The organism is Cupriavidus sp. 05T42 (assembly GCF_056396345.1).
This window is the reverse complement of the sequence record NZ_JBFTLH010000015.1, coordinates 126,665-146,338: the sequence shown is the minus strand read 5'-3', so window position 1 is coordinate 146,338 and position 19,674 is coordinate 126,665. Positions and strand designations below refer to the sequence as shown.

The following is a 19,674-nucleotide window of genomic DNA, read 5'->3' as shown; positions in this document are numbered from 1 at the left end:
GGTGATGTCGATGCCGTTGAAAAGGATGGTGCCGGTGGTCGGCTCCAGGAACTTGGTGAGCAGGTTGAAGCAGGTCGTCTTGCCCGCGCCGTTGGGGCCGATCAATGCGTGGATCGAGCCGCGTCGCACCTGCAGGTCCACGCCGCTGACCGCCGTGAAGCCCTTGAAGGACTTGGTCAGGTTGCGGACTTCTAGTACGTTGGTTTGCATGAGTCTCTTATAGGCTGCCGGTTGGCTCCCCTCCGTCTGCGGGAAAGCGGCAGGAGAGGGGAGCAAAGCATGGCTGTCGTCTATTTACTTCTTCACCAGCGGGCAGCGCGATTGCGACAGCGGCTGGAAGGCTTCCTCAGCCGGCACGGTGGCCACGAGCTTGAGGTAGTCCCACGGCGTCTTCGACTCGTTCGGCGCCTTCACTTCCATCAGGTACATGTCATGCATCATGCGGCCGTCGGCGCGGATGTAGCCGTTCTTGGCGAACGCGTCGTTGATCTTGGCCTTCTTCAGCGCCGCCATCACGGCGTCCGAATCGTCGCTGCCTGCCGCCTGCACGGCCTTCAGGTACTGCAGCACGGCCGAGTACGTGCCGGCATGCACCATGTTCGGCATGCGCTTCATGCGGGCGAAGAAGCGGGCGCCGAACTCGCGCGTCTGCGGGTTCAGGTCCCAGTACCAGGCATCGGTCAGCTTCATGCGCTGCGTCAGCTTCAGGCCCAGGCTGTGCACGTCGCTGATGGTCATCAGCAGGCCCACCAGGGTCTGGTTGCGCGGCAGGCCGAAGTCGTTGGCCGCCTTGATGGCGTTGATGGTGTCGCCGCCGCCGTTGGCCAGCGCCACCACCTGGGCCTTGCTGGCCTGGGCCTGGAGGATGAACGACGAGAAGTCCGATGCGTTCAGCGGGTGCTTGATGTTGCCGGCCACCGTACCGCCCGACGCCTTCACCACATCCGCCGTGGCGGTTTCCAGCGACTGGCCGAACGCGTAGTCGGCCGTCAGGAAATACCAGCTCTTCAGACCCTGCTTGACCATGGCCTTGCCGGCTACGTTGGCCAGCGCGTACGTGTCATACACATAGTGGACGATGTACGGCGAGCATTCCTCGTTGGTGTGGCGCAGGTTGGCGCCGCCAGTGATCAGCGAGATGCGCTTTTTCTCCGACGCGATGCGCGAGACGGCCAGCGCGACCGACGAGTTCGGCAGGTCGACAATGGCGTCGACGCCGTCCCGGTCGATCCACTCGCGCGCCTTGGCGCTGCCAATGTCCGCCTTGTTCTGGTGGTCGGCGGTAACCAGCTCGATCTTCTTGCCCGGCAGCCCATTGCCGAAATCCTCGATGGCCAGCTTGGCGGCTTCGACCGAGCCCTTGCCGGCGTAGTCAAGGTAGACGCCAGACAGGTCGGTCATCACGCCGATCTTGACGACATCTCCGGAAATCGCGGCGCTGGCAGCGCCGGCAAACGTGGAAAGGCTGAACGCCAGGGCGGACAGCAGGGTGGCTCGCTTCATCTCTTCTTCTCCGTGGTGGTGTTGCTAGAAAAGCTGGGCGGCTGCTCAGACCGCCATGTGCGCGTACCGGTAGTCGGCCGGCGGCACGAATGTTTCCTTGACCGTGCGCGGCGACACCCAGCGCAGCAGGTTCAGCGGCGAACCGGCCTTGTCGTTGGTGCCACTGCGGCGCGCGCCGCCGAACGGCTGCTGGCCGACCACCGCGCCGGTCGGCTTGTCGTTGATATAGAAGTTGCCGGCGGCGAAGCGCAGGGCGTTGGAAGCCTGGGCGATGGCCGCGCGATCCCTTGCAAAGATCGCGCCCGTCAGTGCGTAGGGGCTGGTGCCGTCGACCAGTTCGAGCACCTCGGGCCAGTGCGCGTCGGCGTAGACGTAGACGGACAGCACCGGGCCGAACAGTTCGGTTTCCATCAGCGTGTGGCGCGGGTTGTCCACCTCCAGCACGGTCGGCGCGATGAAGTAGCCCACGCTGTCGTCGGCCTTGCCGCCGGTGACGAGCTTCACGGCGCTGTCGCTGGCGGCGCGTTGCAGATGGCCATGGATGCGGTCGAACGCGCGGCGGTCGATCACGGCGCCCATGAAGTTGGTGAAGTCGGTCACATCGCCCATCTGGATGGTCTCGGCCATCGCCACCACGCGCTCGCGCACGGCCGGCCACAGCGAGGCGGGGATGTAGGCGCGCGACGCCGCGCTGCACTTCTGGCCCTGGTACTCGAAGGCGCCGCGCAGCAGCGCCACGGCCAGCGTGTCGGCATCGGCGGACGGGTGGGCGAGCACGAAGTCCTTGCCGCCGGTTTCGCCGACCAGACGCGGATAGCTGCGGTAGCGCGACACATTGCGGCCGACTTCGCCCCACAGTGTGTCGAACACGGCCGTCGAGCCGGTGAAGTGAATGCCGGCCAGTTCGGGCCGCGCCAGCACGGCGCCGCTGATCGCCACCGGGTCGCCCGGCAGGAAGTTGATGACCCCCTTCGGCAGACCGGCGGCCTCGAGCAGCTCCATGAACAGGAAGTTCGACAGCGACGCCGTGGCGGCCGGCTTCCACAGCACGGTGTTGCCCATCAGCGCCGGGGCGATGGCCAGATTGCCGCCGATGGCCGTGAAGTTGAACGGCGTGACGGCGTAGACGAAGCCTTCCAGCGGACGGTATTCGAGGTGATTGCGCATGCCCGGCGACGAAATCGGCTGGCCGGCCGTCAGTTCGTGCGCGAACTGCACGTTGAAGCGCAGGAAGTCGATCAGTTCGCAGGCCGAGTCGATTTCGGCCTGGTAGGCGGTCTTGCTCTGGCCGAGCATGGTCGCCGCGTTCAGGCGGGCGCGCCACGGGCCGGCCAGCAGGTCAGCGGCCTTGAGGAAGACGGCGGAGCGCTCGGCCAGCGTGGCGTTGGCCCAGTCGCGTTGGGCGGCCACTGCGGCGTCGATGGCGGCGTGGATGGTGGTCTCGCCGGCGTTATGGACTTCGCCCAGGCGGCGGGCGTGGGCGTGCGGGGCGCGCACGTCGGTGATGTCGCCGCTAAGGATGCGCTCGCCGCCGACGATGGCCGGGATCTCGCGCACCAAGGCTTGCTGCTTGTCGAGTTCTGCCGTCAGCGCGACGCGTTCGGCGCTGCCCGGGGCGTAGTTCAGGACCGTTTCATTGATGGATTTTGGATAGGAATTGTTTGCAGACATATACGTTACGAGCTTCTTTGGATATGAACATTAATAAATTGGATCCAGTTTAGCAGTCGGGATATTCAGGCACAATAGGGGCCTCACTCGAATCGCATACCGATCTCCAGCACCTCCCATGTCCACGCAAACGGGCCGCGCAAGCGCTCCTACCAAGGGTTTACCCCAGATCATTCGCGATCAGCTTCGCTACGAAATTCAGAAAGGCACGTTGCCGGCCGGGGCGCAGTTGCGCCAGGACGCGCTGGCGGAACGCTTCAACGCGAGTCGCATTCCCGTGCGGGAAGCGCTGCGCCAGCTCGAAACGGAAGGGCTCGTCACCTATCAGCGCAACCGTGGCGCGGTGGTGTCAGGGATGGATGCGACGCAGATCTGCGAGTTGCTCGATATCCGTGTCGCGCTGGAATGCCACGCGGCGCGCATCGGCGTGCCGAACATGGTTCAGCAGGACTTCCAGCAGATGCAGGAGATTCTGGACGCGTACTCGCAGTCGGATTCGCTCGCGGAGTGGGCCGAGTACAACCGGCGCTTCCATTTGGCGCTGTGCGCGCCCGCTAATAACAAGCGGCTGCGCCGGCTGATCGAGGAGTTCTGCCTGAACACGGACCGCTACACGCACGAGCAGATGTCGATGGCCACCGGCAAGGAAGGCCCGCAGGCGGACCACTATCGCATTCTGGAAGCATGCAAGGCGCGCGATGCCGAGAAGGTGGCGTCGCTGCTCGAGGAGCACATCCTCGAGACCAAGCGCAATCTGCTTGCCAGCGAGCGGATGAAGGACGTGGATTAAATCAAATCAGGCGGGGTGCACGACCACGAGCAGCGCCGTGGCGGCACTCTTGCCCGGATTGGCGATCGCATGGGCCACGTCCGCGCCATAGCGGGCGGTATCGCCATGCTTCAGCTTCTTCTCGTCCTCTGCGGCACGCACGGTCATTGACCCGCTCAGCACCGACAGGTGCTCCTGCGTGCCCGCGTCATGCGGCTCGGACGCCAGCACCCCACCGGGCTGGATCGTCAGCTCATACCACTCGAATTTCCCCGCCAGGTCGATCGGCCCGAGGATGCGCAGCTCGCAGCGCCCGTCCGGGCTTTTCAGCGCCGGGATGGCGTGCGGCTGCACCACGGCAATCGCCGGGGCCGGCGCGCTGGCCGCGCCATTGGCCAGGAAGTCCGCCAGGTTCACGCCCAGCGCGTTGGCCAGCCGCCACAGCACCGCCACCGTCGGATTGGTCAGGTTTCGTTCGATCTGGGACAGCATAGACTTGGAGACACCGGCGCGGCGCGACAGGTCATCCAGCGACAACTGCTGGGCCTGCCGCAGCGCCTGGAGCGCGCCTCCCACGGCGGGTGGCCCATCGGACTGGACGGGCGGCTTGGGGGAGTTGGGCGGGGAGGGTTGCGTCATCGTCATGTGTTCGTTATAGTGCACGAACCGTTCGTTATATAGAACATGTTCGATTTATCGAATCGAACGACCGAGACACTACCACCGGGAGCCGGGCCATGTCGAGTGCCGAGACTTTCTATGCATCCATCCGTGCGGAACTGGATGCCATCCGCGACGCGGGGCTGTACAAGCGCGAGCGCATCATCGCCACGCCGCAGGGCGCGGTCATCCGCACGGCCGACGGCCGGGAAGTGATCAACCTCTGCGCCAACAACTATCTGGGACTGTCCTCGCACCCGCAGGTGATCGAGGCCGCCCACGAAGCCTTGCGCACTCACGGCTTCGGCCTCAGCTCGGTGCGCTTCATCTGCGGCACGCAGGACCTGCACAAGACGCTGGAGGCGCGGCTGGCCCGCTTCCTCGGCACCGAGGACACCATCCTCTACGGCTCCGCCTTCGACGCCAACGGCGGCCTGTTCGAAACCCTGCTGGGCCCGGACGACGCCGTGATCAGCGATGCGCTGAACCATGCGTCGATCATCGACGGCATCCGGCTCTCCAAGGCAAAGCGCTACCGCTACCAGCACAACGACCTCGACGACCTGCGCGTCCAACTCCAACAAGCCGACGCTGACGGCGCGCGCTTCAAGCTGGTGTTCACCGACGGCGTGTTCTCGATGGACGGCACCGTGGCGCGTCTCGATGAGATCCGTGCGATCTGCGACGAGTACGGCGCGCTGCTTGGCATCGACGAATGCCACGCCAGCGGCTTCATGGGCGCACGCGGGCGCGGCACGCACGAGGCGCGCGGGGTGTTCGGCAAGATCGACATCATCACCGGCACGCTCGGCAAGGCGCTGGGCGGCGCCTCGGGCGGCTTCACCAGCGGGCGCAAGGAAGTGGTGGAACTGCTGCGTCAGCGTTCGCGTCCGTATCTGTTCTCGAATACCGTGGCCCCGGCCATCGTCGGCGCCAGCATCGCCGTGCTGGATATCCTCGAGGCCAGCACCGACCTGCGCGACCGGCTCGAGCGCAACACCGCCTTCTTCCGCAAGGGGATTGCCGCGCTAGGCTTCGATATCAAGCCGGGCGACCATCCGATCGTCCCGATCATGGTCTACGATGCGGAGAAAGCCCAGCAGCTTGCCGAGCGGCTGCTGGCGCTGGGCGTCTACGTGGTGGGCTTCTTCTACCCCGTGGTGCCGAAGGGCCAGGCGCGCATCCGCGTGCAGCTGAGCGCGGTGCACGATGAACCCACGCTGCAACGCGCGCTGGACGCCTTCGCGCAGGCCGGCCGTGAACTGGGGCTGATTCGATGAGCCAGGCAGTGAGCAAGCCGCAGATCCTGATCATCGGCGCCAACGGGCAGCTTGGGTCCGAACTCGCGCTGGCGCTGGCCGAGCGGCACGGGCGCGAGCATGTGGTCACCTCGGACGTGGTGCCTACCGGCCGCCACGTGCATATCGCCCATGAAATGCTGAACGTGACGGACCGGGGCGAACTGGCCACGGTGGTAGAGCGCCACGGCATCACGCAGATCTACCTGCTGGCCGCCGCGCTCTCCGCCACGGGCGAGAAGGCGCCGCAGTGGGCGTGGAACCTGAACATGACCGGACTGCTGAACGTGCTGGAACTGGCACGCCAGCAGGGCATCGAGCGCGTGTTCTGGCCCAGCTCGATCGCCGCGTTCGGCCCCACCACGCCCGCCGTGGACACCCCGCAGAAAACCGTTATGGAGCCGACCACGGTCTACGGCATTTCCAAGCAGGCGGGCGAGKGCTGGTGCCGGTGGTACTTCGAGAACCATGGTGTGGATGTGCGCAGCGTGCGCTATCCGGGGCTGATCTCGCACAAGACCCCGCCCGGCGGCGGCACCACCGACTATGCGGTCGATATCTTCCACCACGCGGTGCGCGGCGAGCCCTACGACTGCTTCCTGGAGTCCGACGAGCGACTGCCGATGATGTATATGCCCGACGCGATCCGCGCCACGCTGGAGCTGATGGAAGCGCCGCGCGAATCGATCCGGGAGCGGGGCAGCTACAACCTCGCCGGCATGAGCTTTACCCCGGCCGAGATTGCCGAGGCGATCCGCCGCCGGGTGCCGGACTTCGCCGTGCGCTATGCGCMGGACTACCGGCAGGCTATCGCCCGGGGCTGGCCCGATTCGATCGATGACAGCGCCGCGCGTACCGACTGGGGCTGGCAGCCGAAGTTCGGCCTCTCGGAGATGGTCGACGACATGCTGGAGAACCTGAAGGCCACCGTCGAATAAGCGCTCCCCAGATCACGTAAACTAGTTCGGAAAGAAATAGTTTGCATCCTAATTAATTCACGTATATCATTCGGCCCATGCCAAAGATAGACGCCCTCCTTTTTGCCTTTACCGGCCAGCTCATGCTGGCGGGCCGCCAATGGCGCCAGATCAGCCAGGCGTCGGTCACGGCACACGGGATTTCCGCAGCGGCCGCCGCGCCGCTGCTTTTCATTCGCCGCCTCGGCGGTGGGGTGCGCCAGGTGACGCTGGCGGACTACGTGGGCGTGGAAGGCGCCACGCTGGTCCGTCTGGTCGATCAACTGAGCGCCGCCGGGCTGGTCCGCCGCGAGGTGGACCCCAGCGACCGCCGCGCCAACGTGCTCTCGCTCACCGATGCCGGTGAGCGCATGGCCGAGCAGATCGAAGTCGAACTCAAGCAACTCCGCGCCGAAGTGTTCGCCGAGATCAGCGAGACTGACCTCGAAGCCACGCTGCGCGTGCTGGACGCCTTGTACAAGGCCGCAGGAAATGCTTCCGCGGCGGCCAAGCTGGAGCCCTGAGCATCATGGGTAGTTGGCCATCCGCAAGGGACTGGGTTTTCTCGTTCAAGGCGTTCGCCGCCGCCATGCTGGCGCTCTGGATCGCGATGTACATGGGCCTGCCGCGGCCGTATTGGGCGATGGCGTCCGTCTACGTGGTGGCGCATCCGCTGACCGGCGCCACGCGTTCCAAGGCGCTGTACCGCGTGCTCGGCACGCTGCTGGGCGCCGCAGCCGGTGTGGCGATGGTGCCCTCGCTGGTCAACTCGCCGCCGCTGTTGATGGGCGCGGTGGCGCTCTGGACCGGCTGCCTGCTCTACATCGCGCTGCTGCACCGCACCCCCCGTAGCTACGTCTTCATGCTCGCCGCCTACACGCTGCCGCTGGTGGCGCTGCCGGCKGTCGACAATCCCGCCGCCATCTTCGATATCGCCATTGCCCGGGCCGAGGAAATCAGCCTGGGCATTCTGTGCGCGGCCGTGGTCGGCGCCGTGGTGTTCCCGGCGAGCGTGGCGGACGTGCTGCGCGACAAGTCGCGCCAGTGGATGGCCGACGCCGCGCTCTGGGCCGGCGACATGCTCTCGCCCAGCCCCGGCATGCAGGTCACGCGCCACCAGAGCCGCCACCGTCTGGCCGCCGATATCCTGGCCCTCGATCAACTCATCAGCCAGCTTGGCTACGACACCGAAAGCATCGCCCGGGTGCGCGCCGCGCGCGAACTGCGTGGGCGCATGACGATGCTGCTGCCGGTGATGTCCTCGCTGGCGGCGATCGTGGAATCGCTCCAGGCCGCCGGCGGCTTGCCGGACGGGCTGCGGACCCAGATGCGCGCGGTCCGCGCATGGATACAGGGCGGGGCGGTAGACGCGCCGCCCGTGCTCACTAGCACCCCGCTCGAACCCGGCTGGGATGCCGCGCTGGTCACTGCCGCCGAAGACCGCCTGCAACAGATGGTGGCGCTGTGGCGCGACTGCGTGTCCCTGTGCCGGCGCATCGGCGAACGCGACGTGCGTGGCGGCTGGATGCCTGAGTTCCGGCGTTGGGACGTCGGCCAGACGCGCCACTACGACCACGGCCTGCTGCTGTTTTCCACCGTCACGGTGGCCCTGTCGATCTTCGCCATGGGCATGCTCTGGATCCACATGGGCTGGGCCGATGGCGCCGGCGCCGTGGCGCTGGGCGCGGTGTCGTGCTGCTTCTTCGCCGCCCTTGATGAACCCGCGCCGATGATCCAGTCGTTCTTCAACTGGAACGTGGTGTGCATGGTGATCTCGATGGTGTTCCTGTTCGCCGTGCTGCCCGTGGCGCATGACTTCGAGATGCTGGTGCTGATGTTCGCCGTGCCGTACCTGATCATCGGCCTGCTGGTGGCGCAGCCGCGCCTGGCGATGATCGGCATGCCGCTGGCAGTGGTCACGGCCAACGACATCGGCATCTCGGGCGCCTACAGCGCGGACTTCCATACCTTCTTCAACAGCAATATCGCCGGCATCGCCGGTATCGCCTTCGCGCTGGTCTGGACGCTGGTGATGCGGCCGTTCGGCACGGCGGCCGCCACGCGCCGGCTGGTGCGGTCAAGCTGGGGCGATATCGCCGACAACGCGGTGGGCACCCGCCCCGAAGAACACACCCGGCTGCGCGCGCGCATGCTGGACCGGCTGGCGCAACTGGTGCCCCGGCTGGCCGCCAGCGAGAGCGAGGTATCGCCCGATGGCTTCAGCGAGGTGCGCGTGGAGCTGACCACGCTGGCACTCCAGCGCGAGATGCCCACCCTGTCAGCGCCCGAGCAGCATGCGGTCAAGCGCGTGCTGCGCAGCGTGGCCGGCTACTACCAGGCACGGCTGGACGGCAAGCTGAACGGACCGCCGCCGGCGCTGCACACGCGGCTGGCTAACGCGCAGCAGAAGGTGCAGTCGCGCATCGCGCTGGCTGCCCTGGTGGAGATGCAAGTGGCCCTGTTCCCGCCGGCCGTGGTGCCGGCCCCTGTTACCGGAGGCGCCTGATGCCCGGCGAATTCAGTCTTTATGGCGTGTTCATCCCCAGCCTGCTGGTGTGGATGCTGGCCGCCTTTGCGATCACGAGTGGCGCGCGTGCAGTGCTGACGCGCCTGGGGTTCTACAAGCTCGTGTGGCACCGTTCTCTGTTCAATCTGGCGCTGTACGCGATCGTCCTGGGTGGGGTGGTTGCCGTGGTGCCGTGGTTCCAATCATGAAATTCAAACTCTCTTCGCTCGGGCCAGTCGTGTTGACGCTGGCCGTCACCGCTGTCGGCGCGGTTGTCGTCAAGCATCTGTGGGATTACTACACCGTGGCGCCGTGGACGCGCGACGGGCATATCCGCGCCGAGGTGGTGCAGGTGGCGCCCGATGTCTCGGGGCTGGTCACGCGCATCGCCGTCAAGGACAACCAGCGCGTGAAGGCCGGCGACCTGCTGTTCGAGATCGATCATGAACGCTACACGCTGGCGCTGCGTCAGGCCCAGGCCACCGCCGCCGCGATGCGCGCCAGCCTGGGTCAGTACCGCCGCGAGGCGAACCGCAGCCAGAAGCTGGCCGAGGTGGTCTCGCGTGAGGTGGTCGAGGAAGGGCTCGCCAAGGTGCAGCAGGGCGAAGCCACGCTGGCACAGGCCGAAGCCGCCGTGGACGTGGCCAAGCTGAACCTGGAGCGCACGCGCGTGGTGAGCCCCGTGGAAGGCTACGTCAACGACCGCCTGCCGCGCCTGGGCGACTACGTCAGCACCGGCAAGCCCGTGCTGTCGATGGTCGATGCCCGGTCGTTCCATGTGGAAGGCTACTTCGAGGAAACCAAGCTGCACGGCATCCATATCGGCAGCCCGGTGGACATCCGCATCATGGGCGAGAAGGGCGTGCTGCACGGCCATGTGCAAAGCATCGCCGCCGGTATCGAGGACCGTGACCGCACCAGCAGCAACAGCCTGCTGCCAAACATCAACCCGACGTTCAACTGGGTGCGGCTGGCGCAGCGCGTGCCGGTGCGGATCCAGTTCGACCAGATGCCTGCCGACGTGCGGCTGGTGGCCGGACGTACCGCCACGGTCTCGGTGACCGGAGGGGGTACGCAGTGAACAGCGCAGTGAGTCGCTTAAGCCGTGCCGTGCTGGCGGGGATGCTCCCGCTCGCGCTGGCAGCCTGCATGACCGTCGGCCCCGACCACAAGGTGCCCGGCGATGCCGTGGTCAACGCCACCACCGCCAACGGCCCGTTCCAGGGCGCGGACAACCCGGCGGTGTCGATCGGCGACGTGCCCAACGACTGGTGGAAGCTTTACGACGACCCGAAGATCGAAGGGCTGGTGAAGCAGGCGCTCGTCGCCAACACCGACCTGCGCGTGGCCGCCGCCAACCTGAAGCGCGCCATCGCCGTCTATCACGAGGTGGAAGCCGAGAACTTCCCCGAGGCCAAGTTCCGCGCCAGCGCCGAGCGCGGCCAGATTGCCGGCGAGCCGCTGCTGAAGGAAGAAAAGATCCCGGCGATGAACTTCGGCGACATCGGCTTCGACGTGTCGTACCTGATCGACTTCTGGGGCAAGCTCACCCGCGCCGACGAAGCCGCGCTGGCCGGCGCACAGGCCAGCCAGGCCGCGCTGGACCAGGCCCGCGTGGGCGTGGTGGCGGAAACGGTGCGTGCCTATATGCAGGGCTGCACCGCCACGCATGAACTGCACGTGGCGCAACATCAGCTCGACCTCCAGGTGCGCGGCGCACAGCTCGCCCAGAAGATGGTCGATGCCGGACGTGGCATGCCGACCGACGTGCTGCGCGCGCAGGCGCAGGCCGATTCGCTGCGCGCCGTGCTGCCCAAGTACCGCGCCGAACAGGAAGGCGCTGCCTACCGGCTGGCCGTGATGCTGGGCAAGCCGCCCACCGCGCTGGACATGTCGAGCGTGGCATGCGAGCACGTGCCCACGCTGCGTCAGGCCCTGCCGGTTGGCGATGGCGCTGCGCTGCTCAAGCGCCGCCCGGACGTCCGTCAGGCCGAGCGTGAACTGGCCTCGGCGACGGCCAAGATCGGCGTGGCGACGGCGGACCTCTATCCGCAGATCCGCATCGGCGCCTCGGCGGGCTTCACCGGCATTCTCGATCACCTGGGCCAGGCGCCGACCGCGCACTGGGGCTGGGGCCCGGCGATTTCGTGGACGATTCCGACCAGCGGCACGCGCGCCCGCATCCACAACATGGAAGCCGGTGCAGAGGGTGCGCTGGCCCACTTCGACGGCGTGGTGCTGCGCGCGCTGCGCGAGACGCAAAGCGCGCTGTCCAGCTACACGCACGAACTCGAGCGAAACCAGGCGCTGCGCGACGCACGCGACAAGGCCGATGAGGCCGCCCGGCACAACCGGCTCCTGTATCAGGCGGGACGCTCGCCGTACCTGCAGAGCCTGGACGCGGACCGCACGCTGGCTAACAACGACGCCGCGCTTGCCGCCTCGGACGCGCAGATCGCCATGGACCAGATCAACCTGTTCGTGGCGCTGGGCGGGGGCTGGCAGGATGCACCGGCCGTGGCGAGTGCCCCGATAAATTAGCGTTGGAAAGTCGGAAAGCGCCGCCGCGGAAGCTGCTTGAATCCATCCGGGTTAGCCGGCGGTCTTCCTGGCGCTTTCCGTCCCTCGGCGGGCTTATAGCGCTCGTCGATGGCATCCTCCAATTGAAGCGGCACGCATAACTGGCGCCTATGGGCCCAGTCGCTTCGTCGTGCGCTATCGAAAGGGGCGGTTTCCTTTGCAACGGCGCTACCTCGCTTTTGGCGAGAATCATTTCACAAGCGAAATGATCCAGGTAAAGGTGCTCCATGGAAGTCAGCGCACTCATGCTCTCGCGCATTCAGTTTGCGTTCACGGTGTCGTTTCACATCATCTTCCCTTCGCTCACGATCGGGCTGGCCGCTTGGTTGACGCTCCTCGAGGGTATGTATCAGTTCACGCGGAAGGAAGTCTATCGACGCGTGTTCGATTTCTGGCTGAAGATCTTCGCCGTTGCCTTTGGCGTTGGCGTAGTTTCAGGTGTCGTGCTGGGATTCGAGTTCGGAACGAACTGGAGTGAACTGTCGCGCCTCTCCGGACCCGTGCAAGGTCCGTTGCTGACGTATGAGACTTTCACCGCATTCATGCTCGAAGCGTCGTTCTTCGGGGTGCTGCTGTTCGGGCGATCCAGGGTCAAGCCAGGCTTCTACTTGTTCTCGGTAGCGATGGTTGCGCTCGGGACGACGTTCTCAGCCTTCTGGATCATGGTCAACAACAGTTGGATGCAACACCCGGTTGGCTACGATTTTATAGATGCTCGCTTTGTCCCGACGGATTGGGCCGAGATCATCTTCAGTCCGGTCGTTTGGGTGCGCTTTCCTCATATGTTGTTGGCGTCGTACCTGACTGGCGCGTTCTGTGTCGCTGCGACTGGTGCCTGGTACACGCTGCGCAAACTCTGTGAGCCGGAAGCGAAGGTGATGCTACGGATGGGCCTGGCGCTGGCCACGGTTCTCATACCAGCGCAACTTGTGTTCGGGCACCTGGTCGGTGACTATGTACACGACGACCAGCCGGCAAAATTCGCTGCAATTGAGGGGCGTTGGCATGACGAGCAGCCTGCGGCAGAGGTGCTCATTGGATGGCCGGACGAAGAAAAGGAAACGAATCACTACGAAGTATCGATTCCGATTCTCGGAAGCCTGATTGCGACCATGACCACCGATTCGAAGGAGGTGGGGCTCACGAGTTTTCCAAAGGAGCAGCGGCCACCGGTATTGATTCCGTTTCTCGCATTTCGTGTGATGGTCGGCTGTGGGATTGCGATGCTGCTTATTGCGTGGCTCGGTAGCTGGTTCTCCTTCAGAAACAGCATCGAGGAAAAGAAGACGCTCCTGTGGGCAACCTATCTTTCGTTTCCCTTGCCGTTCGTGGCGATTCTGACGGGATGGTTCGCAGCAGAAGTTGGGCGACAGCCCTGGACCGTATGGGGGGTGCTGCGCACAGCAGACGCACTGACGCCGACGCTGACGGCTCGCGCGGCGGGCGCTTCACTGTTTGTCTTCGTTGTGACGTACTTGATTGTCTTCTCGTTCGGCACGTATTACGTCTACAAGCTACTCCGCAATGGTCCCGCTTCGATCGACCAGGACCGCGAGCCATCGGGAACGTCCAACAGACCGTTGGCAGTCGCTGCGGCGGAATCGTTTCGTGATTGATGAACTGACTACTCTGTGAGGCAACCATGATTACGTACTGGTCCGCAATCCTGGCCATCAGTATGCTCGTCTATGTGCTGCTCGATGGTCTTGACCTCGGTGTCGGCATGTTGTTTGGCACGACTCGGAATGAAGCACGAAGAAAGTCGATGCTGGCTTCAATCGCGCCGATTTGGGATGGTAACGAGACGTGGCTGATCGTGGCGGGCGTTGTGCTTTGGGGCGCATTCCCAATCGTCTATTCGACGTTGCTCGGTGCCTTCTACATTCCCGTCTGCGTCATGCTGGCGGGCTTGATCTTCCGCGGCGTTTCGTTCGAGTTCCGTGTCCATGCGCATCGTTCCAAGCCGGTGTGGGATTGCGGCTTAGTCGTTGGATCTCTCGTGGCAACGTTTATGCAAGGCGCGATGATTGGCGCGTTGGCAGAGGGTCTTCCCATCGAAAATGGGCGATTCATGGGCAACGATATGAGCTGGCTGAGCCCGTTCTCCGTAGTCGCCGGCATTGCGCTTTGCTTCGGCTACATGTTGCTCGGAGCGGGGTGGCTGGCGAAGAAGTGCGAGGGAGAGACGCGCGATGCCGCATTCAGGGCGATTCCTCGCTTGCTTGTCGTCGTACTCGTCTTGCTCATCGCACTCTTCTTCCACGCGTTGTACGCCAATTTTGCGGTCATGGCGCGATGGACGGAGCGTCCAGTGCTGTTCCTTGTACCGTTCGTTGGGTTGATCGCCGTGTTGATTGTCTGGCATGGGGCAAGAAGGGCGATGGATACTTCGGTATTCCTGGCGTCCGCAGCCTTGTTCGTGGTGGCATATGGGATGTTCGCCGTCTCGTTCTGGCCGTACATCGTGCCGTTCAGCATCACGATCAATGAGGCTGCTGCGCCGATGTCGAGCCTGTCGTTCATGTTCTGGGGGGCTGGTCTCTTTGTCTTCCCATTGATGCTGGCTTACACCCTGTGCGGCTACACGGTCTTCAAAGGCAAGGTTGACGTCACGTCCGAGCATTATTGAAGGCGCTACGCTATCTGACTGACGTCGAGCATCCTCAGTCAGATAGCGGCGAAGAAGAAGCGGGTMATTCCGGCACGATGTCGGGGCGGTCACGCGGGAACTGCGCCAGCGTTTCCGCGCTGATGTTCAACGTTTGCATGACCATCTCAGGCGGTGTATGCGTGAGCCAGTCGGACAGCGCCACCTCCGCAAAGTGGTCAGCCTTGAAGACCTCGACCATGATCAGGTCCGTGTTGCCGACATTCTGCACATAGTGACCGAGCCCCTTCTTCACGTAGCCGATATCACCCGCGTTGAAGTCGGCGGTCATCGCCTTGGGACCCGTATCGAAGACAGTCATGCGCCCTTTGCCCTTGATGTAGTACTGCCATTCGTCGGCGTTCGGGTGCCAGTGCAGCTCGCGCAGACCGCCCGGCACTACCGTGACCAGCGCCGCGGCCACATTCTGCGAGATTTTGAAGTTGCGGCTGTCCGCAATCTGTACATAGCCGCTGCGCGTCTTGCGCACCGGCGTGGACCCTGCCAGCGAAAACGTTACCGGAAGTGCGGGTGGACCTTTCTTCGAGGCGGAAGCACGTTGTGCTGCCGCGAGTGGTCCCGGCTCCTTGCCTTGGAAGATCCAGAGGTTGTCGACGGGAATATCCTTGAGCGATTCCACCGGAACGCCGAAATTAGCAGCCAGCACTTCAGGCGGCGTGTGAGCGAGCCAGTCCGTTACCAGCAGCGTGTTGAATTCGGACGCCATGCCGCTATCGAACGCAATCAGAAATTCCGCGCCGGTGGTGCCTGCTCCCTGCAGCGAATGCGGCAGCCCTGGCGGGAAGTACCAGAGGTCGCCTGCTTTGACGTCCTGCACCGATGAACGGCCTTCTTCATCAAGTGTCGTGATGCGGCATTTGCCGTCGAGCATGATGGCCCATTCGGCCTGCTGATGCCAGTGCATCTCGCGAATGCCGCCCGCCGAAAGCCGCATGTTCACGCCGGAGATGTCCTTGGAGATGGCAAAATCCTCCTGCGTGACTTCGCGTGCCCAGCCGCCGTTCTGGATACGCTTGTGCGCATTGTTGAACGACGACCAAAACTGCGGCATGCCGTTGACATCGGTGGCCGGCGCGTCCTGGGCGGACGGGAACTGCCGTGCCAGCATATCGTCCCGCGGGCCGGGATCGGTGAGGCCCTGCCGGTTGCGCGCGTTGATCGCCCCTTCAGGCGGACGGTCTGGATTGCCGAATGAAGCGGCATGAGCTGACGCAGCGGCGGCTGCAAACGCCGCGGTTGCCGTACCGATCATTACCTTTCGTCTGGACAAGTCAGTCATGATTTTTCCTTTGCATGGATAGGGAAGTCTCACGCGCGTCAGAAGCGCCCAAGGGACGGTGTTGGAGGGCCCGCCAGGCATCGCCGCCATGTCGGGCAAGAAGCCATCAGGCGCCGTTGTAGTTGATCTTCAGCGTCTGGTTATCCAGCGACGTTCGCACCTTGTCCGAGAGCTTCTTGGTGGGTGCTTTCCGGCATTCGTCAACCACGTGAGCGACCGTGCGCGGCGTGTCAACGACGATCTGGTCGTTCTCGCGCACGCCCAGCTTGTCTACGCTGGCGATCCAGTAGACCACCGCCGGCTTGTAGGTTTCGCTGACCGATAGGAACTCCTCGCAAGTCATCTTGAACGGCTTCACGGTCTTGACTTCGTCAGTGGCAGCAGAGGCGATGAGCGGGGCGGAAAGGGTGACGATAGCGAGGGAAAKAATCAGGCGTTTCATGCTGGCTCCTGGAAGCTTCGTTGGGATGGATCGACGTGAAGCGCAATCAGGAGAATGATCTCGTTCACGCCTGGGCCTATCGTAGAAGGTCGCGCAGGTGGGGGATTTTCGGAGCATGTCAGGCGTTTTCAAATCGCATGGCTATGCCTTCTTCGAGGCAGGGGAGGCCGTCGGGTGCAACAGCACTGGAATGGATTTTGAGGTTGGGGTATTGCAGACGTCCCCCACGCTGTCCAACGGTACCAGCGGGTTGGTTTCCGGATAGTAGGCGGCGATGCATCCGCGCGGAATGTCGTACGCCACCAGTCGGAATCCGTCGGCACGCCGCTCGACATCGTCGTGCCATACCGTGGTCATGTCGACCCAGTCGCCGTCGCGCAGGCCCAGCATTTCCAGGTCCGCCGCATGGATGAAGACCACGCGCCGCTGCCCGAAGACGCCGCGATAGCGGTCGTCCAGCGCATAGATCGTCGTGTTGTACTGGTCATGAGAACGCGTGGTCATCAGCGTCATCAACCGCTCGCCATAGCGGGCGCGGGCCTGGGCAATCGGTGTGTCCGGAGTCAGTGCGTTGACAATGAACTCCGCCCTGCCGGAGGGCGTGTGCCATTGCCGCTCGCGCGCGGGAACATACAGATGAAAACCACCGCGCATGGCGATGCGGGCGTTGTAGTGCTCGAAGCCGTCGATGACTTCCGCGATCTTGTCCCGAATGCGGGCGTAGTCCTGTGCGTACCAGAGCCAGTCGACCGTCTCGCTGCCCAGCGTTGCATGGCCCAAGTTGGCAATGATGGCAGTTTCGGACATCAGGTCGGGTGATGCGGGCTTGTTCATGCCAAAGGAGATGTGGACCTGCGAGACTGAGTCTTCCACGGTCACGCCTTGCGTAGCGCCGTCCTGCAGGTCAATCTCAGTGCGCCCCAGTGTCGGCAGGATCAACGCCTCTTTTCCATGGATAAGGTGGCTGCGGTTAAGCTTGGTGGCGATATGCACCGTCAGGTCGCATGCGCGCAGGGMGTCCCAGGTGCGCTCGGTATCAGGTGTAGCCGATGCAAAATTCCCGCCCAATGCGATAAAGACCTTCACGTCTCCCCGCAGCATCGCCTCGATGCTCTCCACAACGTCGTAGCCGTGTTCGCGCGGCGGATTAAAGCCGAAGGCTGCGCCGAGCTTGTCGAGGAAGGCCCCGGTCGGCTGCTCCTCGATGCCGACCGTCCGGTTCCCCTGCACATTGGAGTGGCCGCGAACGGGGCACAGGCCCGCGCCTTCGCGCCCGATATTGCCACGCAGCATCATCAGGTTGGTCAGCATCTGGATCGTCTGTACCGAGTGCTTGTGCTGAGTCAGGCCCATGCCCCAGGTACAGATCACGCGCTCGCCCCGGACATAGATGGTGGCCAGACCCTCGATCTCTTCGCGCGGTACGCCAGATTCGCGCTCGATGATGGGCCACGATTCGGCGCGCAGGTCGGCCGCGAATGGCGCGAAGCCGTGCGTGTGCTCAGCAATGAAAGCCGTGTCCAGTACGCGAGCCGTTCCATTGGTCAACGCTTCGTCGTCCAGTTCCAGCACGCGCTTCGCCACCCCCTTGATCAGCGCGTAGTCGCCGCCAAGTGTCGGACGCACGAACACCGAGCAGATCTTCGTCTCTGACATTGTCAGCATTTCGACCGGGCTCTGCGGGCTGGTGAAGCGCTCAAGCCCACGTTCGCGCAGCGGGTTAATTGATACCAGCGTGGCGCCCCGCTTGGCGCAGTCGCGTAGTTCGGAGAGCATGCGCGGATGGTTTGTGGCGGGATTCTGGCCAAACAGCAGGATCGTGTCGCAGGTCTCGAAATCATCCAGCGTGACTGTGCCCTTTCCGACGCCTACGGTGTGCGGCATGCCACGACTGGTGGCTTCGTGGCACATGTTCGAGCAGTCCGGAAAATTGTTGGTGCCCAGCATCCGTGCAAACAGCTGATACATGAAGGCGGCCTCGTTGCTCGCGCGCCCGGACGTGTAGAAAGCAGCCTGATTCGGGTCGGGCATGGCGCGCAGCCGGGTACCAATAAGGGAAAAGGCATTCTGCCAACTGATCGGGCGATACGTATCTGACGTTGCGTCATAGACCACAGGCTCGGTCAGACGGCCATGCTGCTCCAGCTCGTAGTCGGTCTCTCGCATCAGCGATTCCACCGTGTGATGCGCGAGGAATTCGGCCGTCACGCGCTTGCCGGTAGATTCAGCTGCCACGGCCTTGACGCCGTTCTCACAGAACTCGAACGTCGATGCGTGTTCGCGGTCAGGCCAGGCGCAGCCTGGGCAGTCAAAGCCGTCTGGCTGGTTCTGGCGGAACAGCATCGCGTAGTCACGGCCCGGCACGCGTTCCTTGATGAGGTTGATGGCGACATACTTCAGCGCGCCCCAGCCGGCGGCGGCGTGGGCATAGGGTTCGATGCGGGGCTTTGATTTGAAGGCCATGACTGGGTCTCCTGCCTTAAAGAGTTCGATGCCTTGTGATGGCCCGAGCGTAAAGGAGGAAGGATTGCGGCAATTGCGTCTTGCGGAGCCAGTTTCGTTTTCGCACGACATGCCGGAGGCCCGGAATGCCGCAGGCAAACCAAAGGATGAAGTGGCTCCACAAATTGCCTAGGCGAGAAAACCCAGGGACGAATGCGGTCGGTGTGCCGGGCGCTCAGTCGGCGTACTGGAGGAACGCGACGGTAATCAAAATCAGATTCAGGACGGCAAGGACAATCCAGCCGTACATCAGCAGCAGGCTTTCCTGTTCGCTCACGAGGGCCTCCGCGATGTCAGGGTGCGTTGGGGGCGCCGGTGCGGGGATGTGGTCGGGGGCAACGGCGAGGCGCTGCATCCAGGTTATTTGGCTTGTCATGGTCGGCTCCCGTGGAAGCAATCGATGTTGACTGGAATGCTAGGAGCCCGGTGCGGATGGCCACAATAGTCGCGTAGGTGGTGTCGCGTTAAACGAAGGTATGGGGGGGCCCCCTTCTTGCCAGCCGCATCCGGAACACGCCACCGCGCGTGACGCGCGGCAGGGCGCCTAGTGCTTCGGATGGCAGGCCGCCTTGCCGTCATGGCATCGGACCGGTGCCGGTGCTTTGGCCACAGCGCTGGCGGATGGCAGCACGCTGTAGTCGTAGCGATCGGCGGCAAACGGGCTGGTGGCTGGGTCGGTGGCATGGGCGGCCACGGTACCGAGCAGGCAGGTGGCGGCTAGAACGGAGCGGAACAGGGTCGAACGCATGGAGATTCTCCAGTGGGACTGCGATGGATCTGCGGTTCAAGCGCCGATCAGCATGGCGCCGGCCCCGCAAACAGGCGGGTGCCGTCTTGGGT

The 19,674-nt window shown here is 64.1% G+C and carries 19 protein-coding genes; 10 read left to right on the top strand and 9 right to left on the bottom strand.

Going from position 1 to position 19,674, the window contains the following annotated elements:
• The 3 genes from AC1EJR_RS20110 to pruA all read right to left on the bottom strand — a co-directional run.
• The coding region (locus AC1EJR_RS20110) for an ATP-binding cassette domain-containing protein (RefSeq protein WP_477147460.1) at positions 1-210 on the bottom strand (210 nt) is incomplete at its 3' end.
• 84 nt (positions 211-294) lie between these two features.
• Positions 295-1,503, bottom strand: coding sequence for an ABC transporter substrate-binding protein (locus AC1EJR_RS20105; protein ID WP_092296814.1), 1,209 nt, complete (start codon positions 1,501-1,503; stop codon positions 295-297).
• A gap of 45 nt (positions 1,504-1,548) precedes the next feature.
• Positions 1,549-3,174, bottom strand: coding sequence for an L-glutamate gamma-semialdehyde dehydrogenase (pruA, locus tag AC1EJR_RS20100; protein ID WP_477105501.1), 1,626 nt, complete (start codon positions 3,172-3,174; stop codon positions 1,549-1,551).
• 118 nt (positions 3,175-3,292) lie between these two features.
• Here pruA and AC1EJR_RS20095 point away from each other — a divergent pair, with 118 nt between their 5' ends.
• Positions 3,293-3,964, top strand: coding sequence for a GntR family transcriptional regulator (locus AC1EJR_RS20095; protein ID WP_092296809.1), 672 nt, complete (start codon positions 3,293-3,295; stop codon positions 3,962-3,964).
• Positions 3,965-3,970: 6 nt separating this feature from the next.
• Here the strand turns inward: AC1EJR_RS20095 and AC1EJR_RS20090 are convergent, their stop codons facing one another.
• On the bottom strand, positions 3,971-4,582 hold the full coding sequence (locus AC1EJR_RS20090) for a helix-turn-helix domain-containing protein (RefSeq protein WP_092296882.1): 612 nt from the start codon (positions 4,580-4,582) through the stop codon (positions 3,971-3,973).
• Between the two features lie 98 nt (positions 4,583-4,680).
• On the opposite strand from AC1EJR_RS20090, the gene kbl reads away from it, so the two are divergent.
• The 9 genes from kbl (at position 4,681) to cydB (ending at position 14,572) form a co-directional block, all read left to right on the top strand.
• Positions 4,681-5,883, top strand: coding sequence for a glycine C-acetyltransferase (gene kbl, locus AC1EJR_RS20085; RefSeq protein WP_477113475.1), 1,203 nt, complete (start codon positions 4,681-4,683; stop codon positions 5,881-5,883).
• Entirely contained in the window at positions 5,880-6,839 is a 960-nt protein-coding gene (locus tag AC1EJR_RS20080) for an NAD-dependent epimerase/dehydratase family protein (protein WP_477147459.1), read from the top strand. The genes kbl and AC1EJR_RS20080 overlap by 4 nt, the downstream gene beginning before the upstream one ends.
• A gap of 77 nt (positions 6,840-6,916) precedes the next feature.
• Entirely contained in the window at positions 6,917-7,381 is a 465-nt protein-coding gene (locus AC1EJR_RS20075; RefSeq protein WP_092296800.1) for a MarR family winged helix-turn-helix transcriptional regulator, read from the top strand.
• Positions 7,382-7,386: 5 nt separating this feature from the next.
• On the top strand, positions 7,387-9,363 hold the full coding sequence (locus tag AC1EJR_RS20070; protein ID WP_477113477.1) for an FUSC family protein: 1,977 nt from the start codon (positions 7,387-7,389) through the stop codon (positions 9,361-9,363).
• Positions 9,363-9,572, top strand: coding sequence for a DUF1656 domain-containing protein (locus AC1EJR_RS20065; RefSeq protein ID WP_092296794.1), 210 nt, complete (start codon positions 9,363-9,365; stop codon positions 9,570-9,572). The genes AC1EJR_RS20070 and AC1EJR_RS20065 overlap by 1 nt, the downstream gene beginning before the upstream one ends.
• Positions 9,569-10,444 (top strand): efflux RND transporter periplasmic adaptor subunit, encoded by an 876-nt coding sequence (locus AC1EJR_RS20060; protein WP_441593304.1) that lies wholly within the window; start codon positions 9,569-9,571, stop codon positions 10,442-10,444. The genes AC1EJR_RS20065 and AC1EJR_RS20060 overlap by 4 nt, the downstream gene beginning before the upstream one ends.
• An 8-nt stretch (positions 10,445-10,452) precedes the next feature.
• Complete coding sequence (locus tag AC1EJR_RS20055; RefSeq protein WP_441593302.1) at positions 10,453-11,904, top strand: efflux transporter outer membrane subunit; 1,452 nt, start codon at positions 10,453-10,455, stop codon at positions 11,902-11,904.
• A gap of 266 nt (positions 11,905-12,170) precedes the next feature.
• Positions 12,171-13,559 carry a cytochrome ubiquinol oxidase subunit I gene (locus AC1EJR_RS20050; RefSeq protein ID WP_441644970.1) on the top strand — a complete coding sequence of 463 codons (1,389 nt, stop codon included), beginning with the start codon at positions 12,171-12,173 and terminating at the stop codon, positions 13,557-13,559.
• Positions 13,560-13,585: 26 nt separating this feature from the next.
• On the top strand, positions 13,586-14,572 hold the full coding sequence (gene cydB / locus AC1EJR_RS20045) for a cytochrome d ubiquinol oxidase subunit II (RefSeq protein WP_477105499.1): 987 nt from the start codon (positions 13,586-13,588) through the stop codon (positions 14,570-14,572).
• Between the two features lie 34 nt (positions 14,573-14,606).
• Here the strand turns inward: cydB and AC1EJR_RS20040 are convergent, their stop codons facing one another.
• The 5 genes from AC1EJR_RS20040 to AC1EJR_RS20020 all read right to left on the bottom strand — a co-directional run bounded on the left by AC1EJR_RS20040 (position 14,607) and on the right by AC1EJR_RS20020 (position 19,582).
• A complete protein-coding gene (locus tag AC1EJR_RS20040; protein ID WP_477147458.1) occupies positions 14,607-15,890 on the bottom strand; it encodes a cupin domain-containing protein in 1,284 nt (427 codons plus the stop codon).
• A 106-nt stretch (positions 15,891-15,996) separates the two neighbouring features.
• Positions 15,997-16,332 carry an HdeA/HdeB family chaperone gene (locus AC1EJR_RS20035; protein ID WP_477147457.1) on the bottom strand — a complete coding sequence of 112 codons (336 nt, stop codon included), beginning with the start codon at positions 16,330-16,332 and terminating at the stop codon, positions 15,997-15,999.
• A 141-nt stretch (positions 16,333-16,473) separates the two neighbouring features.
• Entirely contained in the window at positions 16,474-18,795 is a 2,322-nt protein-coding gene (locus AC1EJR_RS20030) for an FdhF/YdeP family oxidoreductase (RefSeq protein ID WP_477147456.1), read from the bottom strand.
• Positions 18,796-19,009: 214 nt separating this feature from the next.
• A complete protein-coding gene (locus AC1EJR_RS20025; RefSeq protein ID WP_092296773.1) occupies positions 19,010-19,210 on the bottom strand; it encodes a hypothetical protein in 201 nt (66 codons plus the stop codon).
• Between the two features lie 168 nt (positions 19,211-19,378).
• Positions 19,379-19,582 (bottom strand): hypothetical protein, encoded by a 204-nt coding sequence (locus AC1EJR_RS20020; protein ID WP_092296770.1) that lies wholly within the window; start codon positions 19,580-19,582, stop codon positions 19,379-19,381.
• Positions 19,583-19,674 lie beyond the last annotated feature (92 nt).